The sequence below is a fragment of the Salimicrobium humidisoli genome (assembly GCF_002295105.1).
GTDB lineage: Bacteria > Bacillota > Bacilli > Bacillales > Halobacillaceae > Salimicrobium > Salimicrobium humidisoli.
This window is the reverse complement of sequence record NZ_NSGH01000007.1, coordinates 61,225-79,880: the sequence shown is the minus strand read 5'-3', so window position 1 is coordinate 79,880 and position 18,656 is coordinate 61,225. Positions and strand designations below refer to the sequence as shown.

General features: G+C 47.3%; 18 protein-coding genes and 2 riboswitches. Of the genes, 5 read left to right on the top strand and 13 right to left on the bottom strand.

Annotated features, from left to right (window positions below):
• Positions 1-3 precede the first annotated feature (3 nt).
• The 4 genes from CKW00_RS05910 to CKW00_RS05895 all read right to left on the bottom strand — a co-directional run bounded on the left by CKW00_RS05910 (position 4) and on the right by CKW00_RS05895 (position 3,943).
• Positions 4-537: a methyltransferase family protein gene (locus CKW00_RS05910; protein WP_095821802.1), complete on the bottom strand. Its 534-nt coding sequence runs from the start codon at positions 535-537 to the stop codon at positions 4-6.
• A gap of 320 nt (positions 538-857) precedes the next feature.
• Entirely contained in the window at positions 858-1,076 is a 219-nt protein-coding gene (locus CKW00_RS05905) for a hypothetical protein (RefSeq protein ID WP_008590973.1), read from the bottom strand.
• A 118-nt stretch (positions 1,077-1,194) separates the two neighbouring features.
• Positions 1,195-2,508, bottom strand: coding sequence for an O-acetylhomoserine aminocarboxypropyltransferase/cysteine synthase family protein (locus tag CKW00_RS05900; RefSeq protein WP_095821801.1), 1,314 nt, complete (start codon positions 2,506-2,508; stop codon positions 1,195-1,197).
• 105 nt (positions 2,509-2,613) lie between these two features.
• Positions 2,614-2,724: riboswitch (SAM riboswitch) on the bottom strand.
• A gap of 76 nt (positions 2,725-2,800) precedes the next feature.
• Entirely contained in the window at positions 2,801-3,943 is a 1,143-nt protein-coding gene (locus tag CKW00_RS05895; protein WP_095821800.1) for a trans-sulfuration enzyme family protein, read from the bottom strand.
• A gap of 579 nt (positions 3,944-4,522) precedes the next feature.
• Between CKW00_RS05895 and CKW00_RS05885 the strand changes: the two genes are divergently transcribed.
• Complete coding sequence (locus CKW00_RS05885; protein ID WP_095821798.1) at positions 4,523-5,095, top strand: SCO family protein; 573 nt, start codon at positions 4,523-4,525, stop codon at positions 5,093-5,095.
• A gap of 41 nt (positions 5,096-5,136) precedes the next feature.
• Here the strand turns inward: CKW00_RS05885 and CKW00_RS05880 are convergent, their stop codons facing one another.
• Positions 5,137-6,033 carry a DUF1002 domain-containing protein gene (locus CKW00_RS05880; protein WP_095821797.1) on the bottom strand — a complete coding sequence of 299 codons (897 nt, stop codon included), beginning with the start codon at positions 6,031-6,033 and terminating at the stop codon, positions 5,137-5,139.
• Between the two features lie 101 nt (positions 6,034-6,134).
• Here CKW00_RS05880 and CKW00_RS05875 point away from each other — a divergent pair, with 101 nt between their 5' ends.
• Positions 6,135-6,563 (top strand): DoxX family protein, encoded by a 429-nt coding sequence (locus CKW00_RS05875; RefSeq protein WP_095821796.1) that lies wholly within the window; start codon positions 6,135-6,137, stop codon positions 6,561-6,563.
• A 68-nt stretch (positions 6,564-6,631) separates the two neighbouring features.
• Here CKW00_RS05875 and CKW00_RS05870 read toward each other — a convergent pair whose 3' ends face one another.
• The 4 genes from CKW00_RS05870 to CKW00_RS13770 all read right to left on the bottom strand — a co-directional run bounded on the left by CKW00_RS05870 (position 6,632) and on the right by CKW00_RS13770 (position 10,679).
• The gene (locus tag CKW00_RS05870; RefSeq protein WP_095821795.1) at positions 6,632-7,774 is read right to left on the bottom strand and encodes an acyl-CoA dehydrogenase family protein; all 1,143 of its coding nucleotides are present in this window, start codon (positions 7,772-7,774) and stop codon (positions 6,632-6,634) included.
• A gap of 317 nt (positions 7,775-8,091) precedes the next feature.
• Complete coding sequence (locus tag CKW00_RS05865) at positions 8,092-9,240, bottom strand: AI-2E family transporter (RefSeq protein ID WP_095821794.1); 1,149 nt, start codon at positions 9,238-9,240, stop codon at positions 8,092-8,094.
• 281 nt (positions 9,241-9,521) lie between these two features.
• Positions 9,522-10,319 carry an SDR family NAD(P)-dependent oxidoreductase gene (locus CKW00_RS05855; RefSeq protein ID WP_332889042.1) on the bottom strand — a complete coding sequence of 266 codons (798 nt, stop codon included), beginning with the start codon at positions 10,317-10,319 and terminating at the stop codon, positions 9,522-9,524.
• Positions 10,320-10,532: 213 nt separating this feature from the next.
• Positions 10,533-10,679 (bottom strand): hypothetical protein, encoded by a 147-nt coding sequence (locus tag CKW00_RS13770; protein ID WP_008590955.1) that lies wholly within the window; start codon positions 10,677-10,679, stop codon positions 10,533-10,535.
• A gap of 320 nt (positions 10,680-10,999) precedes the next feature.
• Here CKW00_RS13770 and CKW00_RS05850 point away from each other — a divergent pair, with 320 nt between their 5' ends.
• Positions 11,000-12,475, top strand: coding sequence for a catalase (locus tag CKW00_RS05850; protein WP_095821791.1), 1,476 nt, complete (start codon positions 11,000-11,002; stop codon positions 12,473-12,475).
• A gap of 163 nt (positions 12,476-12,638) precedes the next feature.
• Here CKW00_RS05850 and CKW00_RS05845 read toward each other — a convergent pair whose 3' ends face one another.
• From CKW00_RS05845 to CKW00_RS05830, 4 genes are all read right to left on the bottom strand, one after another.
• Positions 12,639-13,922, bottom strand: coding sequence for an LLM class flavin-dependent oxidoreductase (locus CKW00_RS05845; RefSeq protein WP_095821790.1), 1,284 nt, complete (start codon positions 13,920-13,922; stop codon positions 12,639-12,641).
• Positions 13,923-14,009: 87 nt separating this feature from the next.
• Positions 14,010-14,762 carry a 3-oxoacyl-ACP reductase gene (locus CKW00_RS05840; protein WP_095821789.1) on the bottom strand — a complete coding sequence of 251 codons (753 nt, stop codon included), beginning with the start codon at positions 14,760-14,762 and terminating at the stop codon, positions 14,010-14,012.
• Between the two features lie 143 nt (positions 14,763-14,905).
• Positions 14,906-15,006: riboswitch (TPP riboswitch) on the bottom strand.
• A 78-nt stretch (positions 15,007-15,084) separates the two neighbouring features.
• Positions 15,085-16,032 (bottom strand): ABC transporter permease, encoded by a 948-nt coding sequence (locus CKW00_RS05835; RefSeq protein WP_198951622.1) that lies wholly within the window; start codon positions 16,030-16,032, stop codon positions 15,085-15,087.
• The gene (locus tag CKW00_RS05830; RefSeq protein WP_095821787.1) at positions 16,016-16,927 is read right to left on the bottom strand and encodes an ABC transporter ATP-binding protein; all 912 of its coding nucleotides are present in this window, start codon (positions 16,925-16,927) and stop codon (positions 16,016-16,018) included. Before CKW00_RS05830 ends, CKW00_RS05835 begins: the two co-directional genes overlap by 17 nt.
• 129 nt (positions 16,928-17,056) lie before the next feature.
• Between CKW00_RS05830 and CKW00_RS05825 the strand changes: the two genes are divergently transcribed.
• Together CKW00_RS05825 and CKW00_RS05820 are read left to right on the top strand one after the other, a co-directional pair.
• A complete protein-coding gene (locus CKW00_RS05825) occupies positions 17,057-18,184 on the top strand; it encodes a conserved virulence factor C family protein (RefSeq protein WP_095821786.1) in 1,128 nt (375 codons plus the stop codon).
• A 13-nt stretch (positions 18,185-18,197) separates the two neighbouring features.
• On the top strand, positions 18,198-18,626 hold the full coding sequence (locus CKW00_RS05820; protein ID WP_095821785.1) for a BrxA/BrxB family bacilliredoxin: 429 nt from the start codon (positions 18,198-18,200) through the stop codon (positions 18,624-18,626).
• Positions 18,627-18,656: the final 30 nt, after the last annotated feature.

The window sequence follows — 18,656 nt, the reverse complement described above, 5'->3', positions numbered from 1 at the left end:
ATATTAATAAAGAAAAGGGATCAGCCTATATCTTCTTCTGCACCATTGCACATACTCATCACCATGCTGTGCCCTCAACATCGCCTCTTCAAGTGTAATTCTGTATATAAGACTTGCGGCTATAAGAACGCTTCCGACGAGAAGTCCGAACAGACTGCCGTTACTGAGCGCAAAACCGATGACAATACTTAACAGCCCGGTGTATAGCGGATGACGCAATATGCGATACGGGCCGCTGCTGACCAGATGATCACCTTCTCTTACGCTTACGTTCCTTGTGAACTGTTCTTTCAAATGCATAATACCCGAAAGACGCAGCGTTACGCCGGCTCCGTAAAAAAAGAGACCCGTCCATTTCACTGCCGGGATGTCCACTTTCCACATATCGACTCCAAGAATCACTGCCACTGCTACGAGCATGGCTGAAAAGATATACCAGAAAGATACTTTCTCCGATTGCCGGGACGCGGGCGAGGAGTATACGAGGAACTCCATCAGCCACACCAGGGAAACAGCTCCAAACAACAATTCGATCATGGCCCACGCTCCTGACTGTAGCCGGTTCCTTCCCGTTTCCCTAAAGCGGACAGCTGCAAACCTTTCCTTTGCAACAATAGAAATACATACGTATATTCATACAGGAGAGGGGACATCCATATGGCACTGCTTTATTCGCTGGGCATTATTTTAACCGTACTGGCGACTTTCTTCATCATTTTTAAAAAGCTGACAAAATTAAGCTATATCGTTTTTTCTGTAATTTTAATATTTTATCTTCTGCTGCTTGTACTAAGCCCCTGGTTTCTTTTGTAACATAAATATACCAAAGAAAAAGCGAGCCGTCTGAACGGACTCGCTTAGCGGTTGCGGGAGCGGTTGATCGCTTCCCGGATGTGATACAGTTCCGCAAACATTGCTGCAGCAAATACGAGAAGCATGCTGAGCAGTACGGAAATGATGAAGATGGATCCATCCAGATCAAATCCCAGTACTCCTGCAAAACCGATTAATCCACCTATAATAAGACCTATTGCTGCGAACAGAACAATCTTTTGAAACGTCAGCGAATAAAACATGACTTCACCCCATTTTGTAAACTGGACTCTTACCTATCCTTTCCCCTAAATGTCCAGATGCAAAACCGGTGCTTTTCGGACGCATACATTATTTCGCGTTCAGGCGCAGCCCAAAGTCTCAGGACTCCCCTACAGCTACTCCAGACCTCGCTTTCTTAATCGATTCATCCAGATCATTGATGATATCCTTCACCGATTCGATACCTACGGACAAACGAATCAGTTCTTCTGACACTCCGCTCGCTGCCAGTTCTTCCACGGAGAGCTGCTGATGGGTAGTGGATGCCGGGTGAATGATCAGAGACTTCGCATCTCCCACGTTCGCAACGTGAGACCAGAGAGAGACGTTATCGATCAGCTTCCTTCCGGCGTCTCTTCCCCCTTTAATACCGAAGTTAACGATAGCTCCGTAGCCGACTTGCAAATATTTATCGGCAAGTTCATGCGCCGGATGCTCCTGAAGGCCCGGATAGGATACCCACTCCACATCCGGGTGCGCCTGCAGATGCTTCGCCACTTTCAGGGAATTTTCCGCATGACGTTCAATGCGTAAAGACAGTGTCTCCAGCCCCTGAATAAGAAGGAAAGCGTTTTGAGGACTGAGGCACGCTCCCATATCCCTGAGAAGCTGCACCCGGAATTTAGTAGCAAATGCCACTTCCCCGAGGTCTCTCGAATAAACGAGACCGTTGTAGCTGTCATCCGGCTCCGTGAAGCCGGGGAATTTCCCGTTCGCCCAGTCGAAGGTCCCTCCGTCCACGACTACCCCGGCTATAGCTGTCCCGTGACCGCCGATCCATTTTGTCGCCGAGTGGACGACGATGTCCGCCCCCCACTGCAGCGGTTTGCACTGGACCGGACTCGCGAACGTATTGTCTATAATCAGAGGCACTCCCTGTTCATGGGCAATTTCGGATACTTTTTCAATATCAAGCACGTGCAGGCTCGGGTTACCGATCGTCTCCGCAAAGACCGCCTTCGTTTTCTCCGTAATCGCCTTTTTGAAGTTCGCGGGATCTTCCGGATCGACGAATTTCACCTCAATACCGTAACGCGGCAGCGTTTTTGCAAATAAGTTATACGTTCCTCCGTACAGGTTACTTGCCGCCACAATCTCATCACCTGCTCCGGCGACGTTCAGTATGGAATACGCAATAGCGGACATTCCGGAAGCGGTAGCCACAGCAGCCGTACCGCCTTCTAAAAGAGCGATTCTTTTCTCGAAAACATCTACGGTCGGGTTGCCGATTCTTGAATAAATGTTTCCGGGCTCCTCGAGACCGAACAGGTTCCTGGCGTGCTCGGTATCATCAAATACGTAGGATGTCGTCTGATAGATCGGTACGGCTCTCGAACCCGTTGCCGGATCGACCTCCTGTCCCCCGTGCAGGGCAAGCGTGTCCAAATCGTAATTCTTAAATTGCTCAGTCATGAAAAATCCCTCCTGTATAATATATGACAGAGGGTCCGAGTGAGGAGATATAAACAAAAACCCCTTCGATAAGAAGAGGTTTACGTTAAATATATTTACATCCTCCCCTTATCTCTCAGACCTCTAAGATCTGTAGGAATTGGCACCTTTTCAAACCGATGTTTGAAGGTTGCCGGGCTTCGCAGGGCCTAGTCCCTCAGCCGCTCTTGATAAGAGTCGCTATTCAATTAAATGGTATGCTTTGCATTATATACGGAAGCATCCGAAAAAGTCAACAATTTTTAGAAAATTCTTATTTAGAGGCTTCGATCGCCTGTTCCAACTGAGCGGAGATATCGTCCGAACTCTCAATCCCGACAGAGACCCGGACAACGTGGTCGTCGATTCCGAATCTTTCTTTATCTTTAGCGGAAAGGGCACGATGAGACGTCCGGGAAGGAACGGAAACGGTCGTTTCAACTCCGGCAAGACTCGGCACAATTTTGATCCAGCCGAGCGTCCGGTAGAAGGTGTTCATCTCTATAGATTTATTCAGAGCTATCGTAACGATGGCGCCGTTGCCTTCTGCCGATACGTTTTCCGGGTAATAAACCTTCTCCACATCTGCATTTCTCTGCATGGCATCTGCAAGAGCCTGAGCGTTCCGGGACTGTTTATCCATACGGATTCCCAACGTTTTCGTACCGCGATACGTCAGCCATGCTTCAAACGGACTCAGGTTAGAGCCGAGGGAGACGATCTTTTGGCGTGCTTTCTCCACGAGCTCTCTTTCTCCCGTAAGTACTCCTGCTGTCGCATCACTGTGACCGCCCAGATATTTCGTAGCGCTGTGTACGACGAGGTCGGCGCCCTGCTTCAGTGGCCTCAGCAGGTACGGCGTGGCAAACGTATTATCTATCATGATTTTCAAGTCATTTTTTTCGGCTATTTCCTGAAGAACCGTCATATCCTCCACCCGGAGAAACGGGTTCGTCACCGATTCCGAATAAAGCAATTTCGTGTTCGGACGTATTTCCCCTTTTATGCTTTCCTGGTCACGGAAAGATGTGAGCGTTACTTCAATACCGAGAGAGGGCAATTCATGAGAGAGAAGATTGTGCGTCCCGCCATACACATCCTCAGCAGCTACGATATGATCACCGGGCTTTACGACGGAAAGAATTCCCGCAAATATCGCTGCCATGCCTGAAGCTGCAGCAACTCCCGCGCTTCCTTCTTCAAGAGCAGCAACCCCCTCGGCCAGCTCTTCCGGATTCGGGTTTCTTTCCCTGGAATAAAGGTAGGATGTCTCTCCTTCATAATACTTCTCCAGATCATCCAGATCCTTGAACGTAAAAGCCGAAGTCTGGTAAATAGGCGTCGCCTTACTGTGGACAGCAGCCGTCTGGTCAGCTTTATGATGAACAACTTTAGTGAAAAATGATGAATCTCTCATGAATAAACCCCTCCGCTTATCGTTTCGTAACAGTATATCTGCACATCGAACAGGTGTAAAGAAAAGCGGAGCCATTCGCTTAGCAGTTCTAAGATAAGCAGGTACTCCGGGCTTCGGGTGCTCTATCCCGAAACAGGAGGGCCAGCTTATCTTACGGACTTCTGAATGGCGGAGCTGGACAAAAGAAAAGCGGAGACTTCCGTTTAGAAGCGCTGGCGTAAGCAGGAGGCTTACTTTTCGGGTGCCCTATCCCGAAAATAAGGATACTGCTTAGGTCACGAGCTTCTGGAAGTTGCAGCTGGACAAAGAAAAGCGGAAACTTCCGTTTAGAAGTTCCGGGCTAAGCTGGAGGTTCGCTTTTCAGGCGGCCTTTCCTGAAAAAGAAGCTACGGCTTGGACCGCGGACTTCTGGGTGGTGAAGCTGGACAAAGAAAAGCGGAGACTTCCGTTTAGAAGCGCCGGCGTATGCAGGTCAGGGAATGTGGAGAAAAAGTGAAAGTTCTCAATTTGTTCATTGTACATCGTCACGCGAGTAGTTACACTAATAAAAGATACATATGGAAAGGAGCTTCATCCCCATTGAAAAAACTATGGATTTTAATATTATTCACTTTATTCCTTGCCGCATGCGGCCAGAAAGAACTTGAAGATCCGGTAGACTGGGAAACCGGCAGTCTGGAAGCCACTACCCACGAAAATAAATCCTTCAGTATGGAAGATATGGAAGGAAAAGTCTGGATCGCTGACTTCGTCTTCACTTCCTGTAATACCGTGTGCCCGCCTATGACAAGAAATATGGCGCAGCTCCAGGACAAGCTGGAAGAAGCAGGGGTGGACGCGGAAATCGTTTCCTTCAGTGTCGACCCTACCGTCGATGATCCGGAAACACTGCAATCTTTCGGTGAAAAACAGGGAGCAGACTTTTCCAACTGGACTTTCGTCACCGGTTACGATCAGCAGACCATCGAATCGTTCGCCAAAGAAAGTTTCCATATTATCGTAGATAAGCCGGAAGGTGAGGAGCAGGTAACTCACGGTACTCAGTTCTTTCTTGTTGACGAGAAAGGTACAGTGAAGAAATATTATGACGGAATCCAGGACGTCCCTTACGAACAAATAGTAGAAGATGCAGAAATAGTGGAAAACAATTAGAAAAGAGAAGAGAAGCGCCTGTGGAGCGCTTCTCTTTACTGTCAATTCAGAATCGAATCGATGAAATTGCGAAGGGACCGAAAGAAGTCCTGGACAGCTGTCTTCATGTTGTTCCAGAATCCTTCGTCATTGATGAGATCCTGGAAGCCGCTGGCCAGATCATCCAGCTGACTCTGCATTTCATCAAAGTTTATATTCAGATTTCTCATCTGATCGAATAGATCGGTCAGCCTTTTTCTGTCTTCCGGACTGAGCTCGATTTGCAGTGAATCAAGCTGCGTCTCTACAATCTGCTTCACCTCTTCCCGGGTGGCAGGGTTCTGCTCGGCAATAGCTTTCTTGATTTCCGTAAGCAGACTGCTGATTTCATCCTGACTTATTCCTTCTTTCTCCCCGATGGAAGTGGCTACATCCAGTTCTTCACTTGCCACCTGCATCCGGTCTTTATCGAGAGAAGCACCTTTCGCATCGTACGCTTTGTAAATGCCTGTCAGTGCCGAATGGCCGCTCACAGCGACTGATGAAGCTACAAGCACCTCAGCGTTTTCCACTCCCGCTGTCAGCAGGGCGTTTTCGTACATCTCCCGGGTAACTTCTGTAATGTTGTCGGGACTTACAATATCGACATTCAGCCCGCCGCTGTCCTGATGAATGATTTTTACCGAGGAGTACATGTTGGAATTGGGATTTCCGCCGATATATTCGGCTATATCCTGGCCTGTCACTGTAAATTCGTCCAATTGTTCATGTTTCGAAGTCTCCAGCAGGTCACTGACGTCCGACCTCTGGCTTTCAGATAAGGCATCTCCATACACTACAATAGGCAGACCGAGTTTCTCATTAATACTGTTGGAATTCGAAGCCTGTACAGAAACGGCGGCAGAAAGGAACATCACCAGCGCAACGCCCGTAAGCAGCCAGTATTTCATTAGTTTCATCGTTAATCTTCTCCTTAAAAAAATGTAATAGACCTATACTTATTATAACCGAACTGAGTGAATAACAGTATTATAAATCCAACACGAAAGGATTGTCTCCGATGATCAAAACGATCGGCCTTTACTTATTTGCAGGCGCGCTATTTTCCGCAGGGATTCTTCACTTTATTTATGACAGCGGGTTTGCGGCTATGATTCCCGAATTTCTCCCTTTCCGCTACGAGCTCGTTTATATTACAGGAATTACGGAATGGCTGCTCTCCCTTCTGCTTATTTTCCCGCATACGAGAAAGGCGGCGGGGCTCGCCACAGCCGTATTCCTTGTCTTAGTTCTGCCGGCTAACATTTACGCAGCCATCCAGCAGGTGCCGGCTCCGTGGACGGAAAATACCAGTCTCACTGCTCTTTGGCTGCGACCGCTTTTCCAGCCTCTCCTAATATGGTGGGTCATATACGTAACGAAAGATTCCCCGTGGCGCCGTACGTACGATACATTTGAGAAGAATGTCGGGGACAGAGAGACGCACTAAACTGAATTCGAATAACAAAAGAGGACCTCGACCGGCCCTCTTTTATTTTATGCTCATTTCTGCAAAAATTATACGTTTTTGGCGAGCATGCTGATGACAGCGTCGTCCATCGGCGGATTATGAAGACCTGCCCTTACATCTCTGTAATATTTTTCGAACGGCTGACGCCTGGAAAGGCCGCGGCCTCCGGTGATTCTCATAGCGAGATCCACCACTTCCTGGGCGGCATTGGTGACCGCCAACTTCACGGCCCCCAGTTCCTCTGCCCATTCGTTTCTCCGTTCCGGATATTCATCCCACTTCCTTGCTGTATCATAGAGGAAACTGTGAGCCTGCAGAAGTTTCCACTCCATCGTCCCGATTTTGTCCTGAATATGAGGCACTTCGCTGATCGGGGTGTCGAGACTGTTCGGCTGAAAATTTTTCGCAAATTCCACAGCTTCGTTCCGGGCTCCTACAGCGATTCCGAGATAACAGGCCGGTATGTGAAGCAGCCATCCTTTTGGTACAGGAGGCTTCGAGGACTTCGTTTCCACCAGAGCGTCCACCGGAATCTTCACATCCTCCATCAGCAGATCGTCGCTCTCCGTACCTCTCATGCCGAGTGTGTCCCATGTTTTCTCGACGGACACGCCCGCCGTCTGTTTCGGGATAAGGAACCAGCCTATCGTATCGATGTCTTCCACGTAAGAAGAAACAAGATAATAATCAAGATGATCGGCAAGAGAAGCGAACGTCTTCCTGCCGTTCAGTATATAGCTGTTCTCTTCCCTTCTCGCCACAGTCTCCGGCATGCCGCCACGTGTCGGACTTCCGGTAGCCGGTTCGGAGGCGATACGGTTAAGTACTTTCTGTTCCCCGGCCACTTCTTTCATCAGCCGGTCCAACCTTTCTTCCTGCCACGGTCTTTCATCCCGCAGTTCCATCATGACTCCCATGTGCCAGCCGATGGAAAGAGCGACAGAACCGTCCCCTTCGGCGATTTTCTCCTGCATCAGCAGAAATTCGTACAAAGTTATGTTTTCTCCTCCCAAGTTCTGTACCAGAGGCAGAGAAGGATACTGTTCCTCTTTGATTTTGTCCATGACCTCGTCCGGAAAGGAAGCCTTTTCGTCCGCTTCTTCGGCATGCGCATAAGCCGTTTCTTTAATTCGTTCCGCTTTTTCGATGAGACTGGCCTGTCTTTCTGTAAATATCCATTTCGTAAGCACTATATCCTTCTCCTCTCCTTTTTCGTGTATTCATAAACCAAATTTTTTCCAAATAAAGACGCTCGTGATGAGCGTCTTTATTTCCCCTCTGAGAGCTTGTATACTTTTTCCACTTCCACACCTATGTTACGCAAATCGTGAATCAATTCATCCAGTTTTTTCACTGTTGCCTCACCTCATCCAAAAAAAGTATGACCGTGACCCCTCTACTGTGTATACGAAAAGCAGACCTGAACGTTTCAAATTTGTCTTTATTTTCTTTCCCTCTTCTTCTGCTGTTAAATCTTTTTTTCGGAAAAAAGATGATTTTTTTGAAACTAAAGGTCGTATTTATCGTTTCCGACTGCAAATTTGTTGTAACGTCTCTGGAACCAGTGGAACAAATGTGAAACGATAACTTTCAATATCGCATACCCGGGGATGGCCAGTATAATTCCGATGATACCGAACAGATGGCCGGCAGTGAGCAGAACAAAAATGATCGTGACCGGATGGACGTGGAGCCGTTTCCCCATGATCTGCGGGGAAATGAACTTGCCTTCCAGAAGCTGAACTACAGTCCATACGAGTACAAGCTTTATAAGCATGAACGGGGAAGTCACGAGCGCAATAATGAGTGCGGGAGTGATTGCTATCGTAGGTCCGAGATAGGGAACGACACTCGTCACGCTGGCGATCCCCGCAAGAACTACCGGGTAATCGATGCCGATGATCAGAAATCCGATGTACAGCATGAGACCGATACAGAAACTGACGATAATCTGCCCCTGGATATAGGCAGCCAGTTGCCGGTCGATATCCCGGAACATCTCTTTCATTTCCGGCCGTGTACGGGGTGGAAGAATGCGCAGCATCGCACCCGGAAGCTTATGGTCATCCTTGAGCAGGTAAAACAGGATGAAAGGCAGTGTAATGATAGCGATAACTATAGTAGTGACCGCCGATATAATACTCGTAATTCCGGAAAGCGCGTCCCCGATATAAGTACTCAAGTTTTCGGGAAGGTTATTCAGCGTCTGTGAGAAATCACCGAACAGATCGTTATAATAGGAGGCGAATATGGAGTTTTTAAGCCATTCGTCCAGCCCTTCCGCCACCTGCATAACGTAATCAGGCAGTTCCTCCACCATTTTCATGAACTGTTGCTCAAAAAACGGAATGACGAGAAAGACGAGCAGGGTGATCAGCCCCGCAACGATTATGGTGGTGATCAGTATGCCCCAGATGCGGGGGATACCGGTTTTTTCGAGCAGGGAGATGACAGGTCGGAGCAGATAGTATACGACGGCGGCCAGAATGATCGGTAGTGCTACCGTCTCTATAAAAACGAACAACGGGTCGAATATAAAGGATATATTCGAATACACGGCGATGTTCACACCGATGAGCAGAAGCACTCCAAGTATGTAAAGAAGTCCCCGGCCCCCGAAAAAGCGGACTACTCTCGATTTATCCCATTCTTCCAAAACTCTCCCCCCTTTTATCTATTTTCTGTCTACAAGTATAGCAAAAGTCATCTGCGGATACTAAAAAGCCTGCAGTATAAAATAAAATAAGCGCCGGTTCCACGCTTATTTTATAATGACCGGACCGCTTCAGCGCTTTCTTCTCATAAACTTGCGGATAAGCGGATAGAGCATCGGTCCATATTTGATTATTCGTTTTAAAAGACGTCCCACAAACGTCCCTCCTTTTAATGAGCTCGGTTTTTCTTAAAAATATAATTCCCTTTATACGGAAATACAAACTATCTCATGACACTTCCCCCGGATATTTTCACCGACTCCCCGATAATGTTTTCGGAAGCTTCGGAGAGGAGAAACAGAATCGTACCGGCCACTTCCCCGGCAGTCGTAATCCTTCCGGACGGATTTCCGGACTTGGCCAGTTCCCACTGTTCCTCAAAACTCCGTCCTTCCCTCTCGGCTTTTGCAGCGACGGCCTTCCGCCCCATTTCTGTATCGACGAAGCCGGGTGCTACGGCGTTCACGCGGATATTGGAGCGGATCGCTTCATGGGCAAGCGACTGGGTGAATCCTGTCACGGCAAATTTGGAAGCGCAGTATGCCACGTTCCCGTGCGTCCCTCTCAGACCGGAAAGGGAGGAGAGGTTGACGATGGCTCCTTCTTCCCTCTTTTTCATTTCCGTGTAAAATTCCTGAGTGAGCAGAGTCAGCGAGAAGAAATTCACTTCCATCGCTTTTCTCAGTTCTTCTTCCGGAATATCCTCAAGGTAATAAGTGCTGAGGACGCCGGCTGAATTCACCAGTCCATATACCGGGAGAAACTCAAGAGACTTCTCGACCAGCTCCTGCCGATCCGCTCCCTGATTAAGGTCTGCCATCACGATCTGCGTTTCCCCTTTTCCATTTTCACATTCCTTCTGTACTTCCTCTAATCTTTCCCGGTTTCTACCCGTAAGCGTAACCGACGCTCCGGCTCTCGTCAGCTGAATGGCCGTCTCCCTGCCGATTCCTCTGGACGCTCCGGTGACTACTATATGTTTCCCTTCAAAAGCATTATCCGCAAATAGCAATTTCTCCACTCCTATCTGTTATTTCTTCTATCTATATCCTGAAGAAGCCGTACGTAAACTATTACAGCAAAGACAGCGGAGCATTTTATACATAAAAAAATCAGCGTCCTGAGCATTTTTTGCTCACTCAAAGACGCTGACCTAATGACTTTCGTTTATTAAGAGTCCTAAACAGAACTGCTTATTTTTTCTCATAGAGTTAACTCCACCACTGCATCACCATTACTTGCGCTTGTTAGGCTTCCGGAACAATTTACCGCTCCGTGTCTGCTTCACACCCGAAGTTGGTTTTGCATTTTCTTTAGCGACTGGATTCTTTTTGAAATCTTCCTCAAAAAGTTCACGGGCTTTTGTGTACAGTAGTGTCATATATTTTCCCTCCTTTATTCAGTTTATTACAGGTTCCGCTTCCACCACAGACAAGAGTGGAAACCGATTTCCTGTGGTTCCCCTAATATAATCGATAGCCCCTTTATTGTAAAGAAAAAAATCCTATATTTTTTAAGAAAATACTCCCCTCTTATTCCCTTTTTTTAACACACATAATCCTCCCCTCATAACCCCCTCTCCCAAAGCATCTGCTACATTATAAAGAACCCTCTATTTAAAATCATTATAAAAAAACATTGATTTTAAACGGGCATTTGTTATAATGAATATTGTAGAAATTATACAGGAGGTTTTGGATTATGACAGATAAGAACAATCGTCTTACTACCTCGAGCGGCGCACCCGTTGGAGACAATCAGAACTCACTCACAGCCGGTCGTCGCGGTCCTGGATTGATTCAGGATGTACACCTGCTGGAAAAACTGGCCCACTTCGACCGCGAAAGAATTCCTGAGCGTGTCGTACATGCCAAAGGTGCCGGAGCTTACGGTACATTCGAAGTAACAAATGATGAAATTTCCAATTACACAAAAGCTGACTTTCTCAGTGAAAAAGGGAAAGCGACGGATATGTTCATCCGTTTCTCCACTGTCGCAGGGGAATCCGGTTCAGCCGATACCGTCCGTGATCCGCGCGGATTCGCCATTAAATTTTACACAGAAGAAGGAAACTACGATCTTGTAGGTAATAATACCCCTATCTTCTTTATTCGCGATGCCATCAAGTTCCCGGACTTCATTCATACGCAGAAGAGAAACCCTCAGACAAACCTGAAAGACAAAAACATGGTATGGGACTTCTGGTCTCACTCCCCCGAGTCTCTTCACCAGGTGACATACCTTCACGGAGATCGCGGCATCCCCGCTACTTTCCGTCACATGAACGGGTACGGCAGTCACACTTACAAGTGGGTGAACGCCGAAGGAGAACCATTCTGGGTTAAATATCACTTCGTCAGTGACCAGGGTGTGAAAGGTCTGGACGCTTCCGTTGCGGATGAAATTGCCGGAACGAATCCCGACTATCACACGGAGGATCTCTTCAACGCTATTGATAAAGGTGATTTCCCTTCCTGGACGCTATACGTACAGATTATGCCATTTGAGGATGCGAAATCATACAAATGGGATCCGTTCGACGTTACGAAAATATGGTCTCTGAAAGACTATCCACGTATCGAAGTCGGTAAAATGACGCTCAACCGGAACCCGAGAAACTATTTCGCCGAAGTGGAGCAGGCTGCACTTTCCCCGGCTCACTTCGTACCCGGCATCGAAGCTTCTCCGGACAAAATGCTTCAGGGCCGCCTGTTCTCTTATTCCGATACTCAGCGTTACCGTCTCGGCGTAAACCATGAACAGATCCCTGTAAACCGTCCGAAGAACGAACAGAACAACTATCAGCGTGATGGTTACATGCGCGTCGACGGTAACGGAGGAAGCAATTACAATTACGAACCGAACAGCTACGACCATCTTCCGAAAGAAGATGACACGTCGAAAATCAATCCTTTCGAAGTGGAAGGCTATGCCGACAGCGTACCTTATCCGGACCACGATCACTATACGCAGGCAGGAGATCTGTATCGTCTGATGAGTAAAGATGAGCAGGATCGTCTCATCGATGCCATAGTAGGTCATATGGAACCGGTGACTTCAGAGGAAATCCAGCTTCGTCAGATCGCTCATTTCTACAGAGCCGATCCTGATTACGGAACCCGCGTCGCCGAAGGTCTCGGCCTTCAGGTGCCGGATGACGTAAAAGAAGAAAAATAATTAAATGAAATTGGGGTGAAGTCCCCTTTGGAATTACCACAAACCGCCTATCATCTTTTCGAGATGATAGGCGGTTTTGATTTTTTCATCAAAGGAGTACTTCGAATTATTTCCCAGGCAATAAATCTTAAAAGTCGGTTAATTGAATGTACTTAACAAAAAGCTAAGTTAAGCCCAAATGCTCTCGGAAGGTATGACCTTCGTAAGATTTTCTGAAAATCCCTCTTCTTTGCATTTCCGGTACAACCAGCTCTACAAAGTCTTCCAAACTGTCCGGTAACACAGGAGGCATAAGGTTAAATCCGTCTGCGACTCCGGCTTCCAACCACGCTTCCATCCGATCCACTATTTCTTCCGGCGTACCTACCAGCGTAAAATGCCCACCCCCGGCGTTAAGGTATCCTAACAGTTCCCTTACCGTCGGATTAGTATCTTTGATAATTTCCAGTATAGTTTCGTACCTTCCTACCGGTCCGGAAAAATCCTCTACCGGGGGCAGTGCAGGCACCTTTTTATCGATCTCCCAGTTTGAACAGTCTTGCTGAACAAATAGTCCCAGCCGTTTCAAAGCTGTTTCTACAGGCAACTTTTCATCTAATTCTGTTTTTTTGGCGCGAGCTTCTTCCCGGGTCCTTCCTACGTACGTGACCAACCCCGGAAAGACCTTTATATATCTACCTTCGTCCCAGTCCTTGTCCAACTGTTCATCAAGTTTTTTCCGGAATTTTTTTGCCTGGTCTAAATTCCATGCTACCGAATAAACGGCATCTGCATATTTTGAGGCTAAGGAAAGTCCCTGTTTCGATGCCCCCGCCTGCATCGCCACAGGCTTCCACTGGGGACTCCCTGGAGTCGTAGGAGGCCCCTTCACTTTAAAATAAGTACCGTGGTGCTCAACGGGATGAATGTTCTCCGAATTGATCAAACGATTCTCTTCCCGATCCTTCAGAAACTCATCACTTGTCCAGGACAGGAATAGTTTATCCATTACCGCAGCAAATTCTTCAGCTTTCTCATATCGCTCATCGTGAGAAGGCAACTCTTCCATGCTGTGGTTCATCGCTTCCGCATCTCTCATTGAGGTCACAAGATTCCACCCCACACGCCCTTTCGTAATATGGTCGAGACTTAACAGTTGTCTCGAAGCAGTGAAAGGGTTCGAAAACGTACTTGAAATTGTTGAAACTAAACCTACATGAGTCGTCACTTGGGAGATAGCTGTTAAGTTAACCACGGGGTCCAGCCAGAAAGCCGGCATTTCACCATCATTACCGGCGGGGAAGGATTGGTTATCCGCAAAGAACACTGCGTCGAAACATCCCCTTTCAGCCATCTGTCCCAACATCTGATAATAGGAAACTTCCCCAATGAACTCCACACTCGACTCAGGCATTAACCATGCCGCCTGGTGATGACCACAACCGTACAGCAAAACACCTATGTGCATTTGTTTCGATTGAATTTCTCTAATAATGACGCCTCCACAGAAAATATAGTATTTTTCATTATTCGATTTCGAATAGTTCAGCCTACCTCAATTCATTGTCTGACCGCCGTCCACTGTTATATTCTGCCCTGTAATCCCCCCGGCTTTGTCAGAAGATAAGTAAGCAATCATCCCCGCTACTTCCCTGGGACTGGTAACTTTCTTCAGTGCAGTCGCCTGGGCGATTAATTCAAATACTTCCGGAGTAGTTGCGGAACTGGCGTCCGTTGTTTTTAACAGACCGCCTGAAACTACATTTGCCCTTACCCCATACTGCCCCAGTTCAGCAGCTATATTACGTGTGAAACCAATCAGACCGGCTTTCGCAGTTGTATATTCATGATAAGGTACTACAGGGTTCTGGTATAGATTAGTACCAATATTAATGATACTTCCATTTTGTCGTTCAATAAATTGAGGAAGAACACTTTGAACCGTATTAAACGCGGCCTTCAAAGTCCCATCCAGCTGCTTTTGGTAGTCCTCCCACGAAAGGTCAGCGAACGGCTTCTGGTTATCGGGGTCAAATTTAAAATCTACGAGAGCATTATTGACTAAGACATCAATTTGCCCGAAGTGTTCCGTTGCTTTCTTTACTAATTCATCAACTTCCTGACGATTTCTGACGTCGGCACCAATAGCTACAGCGTTCTCCTCCCCCAGCTCAAAAACGAGCTCTTTGGCAGCATCTTCGTTTTTAAAATAATTTACGATCACTTGAAACCCTTGTTGTACCAGCTCTCTTGTAATAGATGCCCCTAACCCTCTGCTGCTGCCTGTTACTAATACCGTTTTGCTCATTACAACCACTCCCATCTTTTAGTTTCACTGAAACTTAAATAATAAAGTTGTAGATAAAATGAAAAATGCGCAACTCCCCAAAAGGAAAGTTGCGCAAATACAATAATCACATACTAATAAACAGACAACATGGTCTTTTGTATGCATCAGTTTCTACACTTTCCTACGCTAGTGTGAACTAGTTCAGGTTCAAAGGGTCTGAGTAAATACTCATCTCAGTCAGATAACTCCCCTAGTGATTATATTTAAGTTACTCTCAATGTATAGTTGTTTGAAGATTATGTCAAGATTGGTCAGGACGCTCACGATTTTCTTCACAACTCTAAGTACTCGTAACATCCCGTTTTGTAAATACGAGCCAGGCGGCTCCAAGAAAAACGAAGAAATAGACGACCAGTACCGAAACGGAAAAAGTCATAGTCAAATCTTCGATTAACGGTGTGCCCGTGACAAACTGGTTGAGATCCGTATTAGCGAAAAGAATATATTTCGCCCATTCTTTGTCGGCGAAAAAAGTGACGATCGAGTTCCCGCTCAGCATCAGGAAGACAGCCGCTCCTATAGCAAGCGCGCTGTTACGGAACACGGCAGAAATCATGAAAGCGAATGTTACCATCATAAGCAGATTCACCGAGGAGAAGCCATACTGCATAAGAGAGAAAGCCATGATAGAAGCGTCTTTCACTTCCCCGCCCTCCATAAATACGTATGGGTCCGTCCATGAACCGAGACCGAACAGTAAGGCCCCGAGCCCTATCGATAATACAAACAGACCGACGAGAAGCATCAAGGCGAACAGCAGCAGAGTGATGAACTTGGAGAATAGAATTTTCGTACGTGACACCGGCCGGATAAGCAGCAGCTTAATCGACCCCCAACGGAATTCGTTAGCGATACTGCCTGCAGCTATGATGATCGTAAACAGACTGATCAGAGAGACGAACATCCGGTTTTCCTGTACGAACTTCCATCCGGTGAACTCATTCGGAGCGATGTTATTCTCAATCCGGTATTCGTTCATCTTTATCTGGTCCTGTCTGAAACTGGCTGTGGACGGTGTTTCTTCCATCTGTTTCTTCATTTCTTTGTTTTCCTGCTGCAGCTCCTGCTTCCAGTCGCTTCCGTACTGCTCGGAGGAAGATGGATCGGTCGTCATAAATAATGCAAACCCGGTAATCAGACAGACAAACAGTATAATTCCTATCCACGTAGAGCGCTGAGCGAAAAGTTTCATCCATTCGTTTCGGATCAGATTAATCAATGACACCATCTCCAATCACTTTCAGGAATTCGTCTTCAAGCGTTTTCTTCTCGGTATAAATACTATAAATGCTGACATTATTCTCAACCAGCTTCGTCGTAATATCCGGAATCCGGTCTTTCTCAAGCACGATGTGGCAGCTCTGCTTTTTCGTAATCACATTTTTCGTCTCTTCCTTAAGGATGCGCTCTACCACATCAAGCGGAGTCGCTTCGATACTGACTTCCATTTCCGCATCTTGGACGGCGTCCCTGACAGACTGGATATCGACCAGCTCTCCGTTATGGATGACTCCGAACCTGTCACACATCAGTTCCATTTCGGATAGGATGTGACTCGACACGATGACAGCCACGTTTTCCACTTTGGCAAGCCGTTGTACATACGCCCGTATTTCTCTCATTCCCGAAGGATCGAGTCCGTTCGTCGGTTCATCAAGAATCAATACCGAAGGACGGTGCAGCAGAGCCTGGGCGATACCGAGCCGCTGGCGCATTCCGAGAGAATATTTCTGCACTTTATCGTTGATCCGTTTCTCGAGACCGACGAGCTGAACGACTTCCCTGATTCTTTCTTCCGTTACATCTTTTCCCATTCGGGCAAAATGCACAAGGTTTTTCCAACCGCTCATAAATGGGTACATCTCGGGATTCTCCACGATCGCCCCGACCTGTTCCATCGCCTTATTCCTCTGTTTATGTACGCTGTTGCCGGCAATAACGATATCACCGCTGCTCATACTCATAAGACCTACCATCATACGGATCGTCGTCGTCTTACCCGCTCCGTTCGGTCCGAGAAATCCGAACACTTCCCCGGGAAAAATTTCAAAACTCAGGTCCTTGATGACGTGATGAGAACCGATTGTCTTGTTCACTTTTTCAAGCTTCATTATGCTCTCCATGCTAAATCTCCCCTTTCCACCCCCTGTATACGAAGGACTTGGAAAAATGTTTCATTTTTTCGTCGAAAACTTGAATGATAGAAGTCACTCTGAAACTTTGATATGATACAAATAACGGAGGTGCTATGCATGAGGATCGTATCTATCGAACCGACCCCCAGTCCCAATTCGATGAAAATCAATTTAGATGAAAGTCTGCCTCAAAGCGAGACATACAACTATACAAAAGACGGAGATATATCTTCTTTCCCTTCATGGGCCCGTCAGCTTTTTGACATAAATGGAGTGAAAGGGATTTACCATGTGCTGGACTTCCTTGCTCTTGAACGTCATCCGAAAGTATCATGGGAAGACATCCTCCCGGAAGTACGGGACGCTCTCGGTTCAGATGAAGGACTTCAGGGCGAAGCTTCCCGCGAAGAGCCTGAGGAGAGTTTCGGGGAAGTTCAGGTATTCATTCAGAAATTCCGCAATATCCCGATGCAGATCAAGCTGCAGGACGGGGAAGCGGAAACGAGAGTGGCCCTCCCCGAGAGGTTCACAAACGCAGCCATGAAAGCGTCCGAAGCTTCCGAAAACATGATTATGGAACGGAAGTGGGAGGAGGACGCCTCCCGCTACGGAGATGCAGAAGAAGTAGGCCGGCAGGTGCAGGAGGAGATTTCCGCGAGTTATGACGAAGAACGTCTTGCCCGCCTGGTGGAACTCGCTTTCCGGAATGAAACCGAGAAACAGGAGAGTCCGGTTACACTTTCCACACTGGATGATTCCGACTGGAGGATACGTTATCAGGCGCTCGATCAGATGCACCCGACGCTTGAAGATTTACCCGTACTCCATAAAGCATTGCATGATGAAAAAGCTTCGATAAGAAGGCTTGCGACTGCTTATCTCGGGATGATCGAAGATGAGGAAGTACTCCCTTATCTCTATGAAGCGCTTTTTGACAAGACCGTCACCGTCCGAAGAACCGCCGGGGACTGCATTTCCGACATCGGCTCCACCGATGCCATTCCTCATATGATTAAATCCCTGAAGGACCCGAGTAAAATCGTCCGCTGGAGGGCAGCTATGTACCTTTATGAAGCAGGGGACGAAACGGCGCTTCCTGCTCTTCAGGAAGCAAAAGATGATCCGGAATTCGAAGTGCGCCTGCAGATCCGGATGGCCATCGAACGAATCGAAGGCGGTCACGCAGCGGAAGGATCCGTCTGGTATCAGATGACCCAGGCTACGAAAACGAAAGAAAATAAATAAGGGGGCGTTTACCATGAACGCATATGAAGCTTATATGAAAGAAATTTCCCAGCCGATGAGAGACGAATTGACGGAAGCCGGTTTTACGGAACTCGTATCTCCGGAGGAAGTGGACGAGTTCATCAGCTCTGTGAAAGGCACATCTCTCGTCGTTATCAACTCGGTTTGCGGGTGTGCCGCCGGACTGGCCCGTCCTGCAGCTATCAAATCTCTCAAAAACGATAATCGTCCTGAGCACCTCGTCACCGTGTTCGCCGGTCAGGACCGTGAATCGACGGCCCGGATGCGCGATTATCTGGAAGGATATGAACCTTCCTCTCCTTCCATGGCGATTTTAAAAGACGGCCAGGTTATGCATTTCATTCCGCGCGAGCACATTGAAGATTATGAAGTGGAAGAAATCGTGGAGAACCTGACAGAGGCTTACGATAAGTACTGCTGAGGATATAACTGAAAAATACTGAACAAAAAA

Bases quoted from the DNA above. Each gene is read 5' to 3' on its own strand.
- CKW00_RS05895 (WP_095821800.1), bottom strand. From the start codon at position 3,943: ATGAGAGATTCATCATTTTTCACTAAAGTTGTTCATCATAAAGCTGAC.
- CKW00_RS05875 (WP_095821796.1), top strand. From the start codon at position 6,135: ATGATCAAAACGATCGGCCTTTACTTATTTGCAGGCGCGCTATTTTCC.
- CKW00_RS05850 (WP_095821791.1), top strand. From the start codon at position 11,000: ATGACAGATAAGAACAATCGTCTTACTACCTCGAGCGGCGCACCCGTT.
- CKW00_RS05830 (WP_095821787.1), bottom strand. From the start codon at position 16,927: ATGGAGAGCATAATGAAGCTTGAAAAAGTGAACAAGACAATCGGTTCT.
- CKW00_RS05910 (WP_095821802.1), bottom strand. From the start codon at position 537: ATGATCGAATTGTTGTTTGGAGCTGTTTCCCTGGTGTGGCTGATGGAG.
- CKW00_RS05840 (WP_095821789.1), bottom strand. From the start codon at position 14,762: ATGAGCAAAACGGTATTAGTAACAGGCAGCAGCAGAGGGTTAGGGGCA.
- CKW00_RS05900 (WP_095821801.1), bottom strand. From the start codon at position 2,508: ATGACTGAGCAATTTAAGAATTACGATTTGGACACGCTTGCCCTGCAC.
- CKW00_RS05845 (WP_095821790.1), bottom strand. From the start codon at position 13,922: ATGCACATAGGTGTTTTGCTGTACGGTTGTGGTCATCACCAGGCGGCA.
- CKW00_RS05820 (WP_095821785.1), top strand. From the start codon at position 18,198: ATGAACGCATATGAAGCTTATATGAAAGAAATTTCCCAGCCGATGAGA.
- CKW00_RS05825 (WP_095821786.1), top strand. From the start codon at position 17,057: ATGAGGATCGTATCTATCGAACCGACCCCCAGTCCCAATTCGATGAAA.
- CKW00_RS05835 (WP_198951622.1), bottom strand. From the start codon at position 16,032: ATGGTGTCATTGATTAATCTGATCCGAAACGAATGGATGAAACTTTTC.
- CKW00_RS05880 (WP_095821797.1), bottom strand. From the start codon at position 6,033: ATGAAACTAATGAAATACTGGCTGCTTACGGGCGTTGCGCTGGTGATG.
- CKW00_RS05905 (WP_008590973.1), bottom strand. From the start codon at position 1,076: ATGTTTTATTCGCTGACGTTTCAAAAGATTGTTCTGTTCGCAGCAATA.
- CKW00_RS13770 (WP_008590955.1), bottom strand. From the start codon at position 10,679: ATGACACTACTGTACACAAAAGCCCGTGAACTTTTTGAGGAAGATTTC.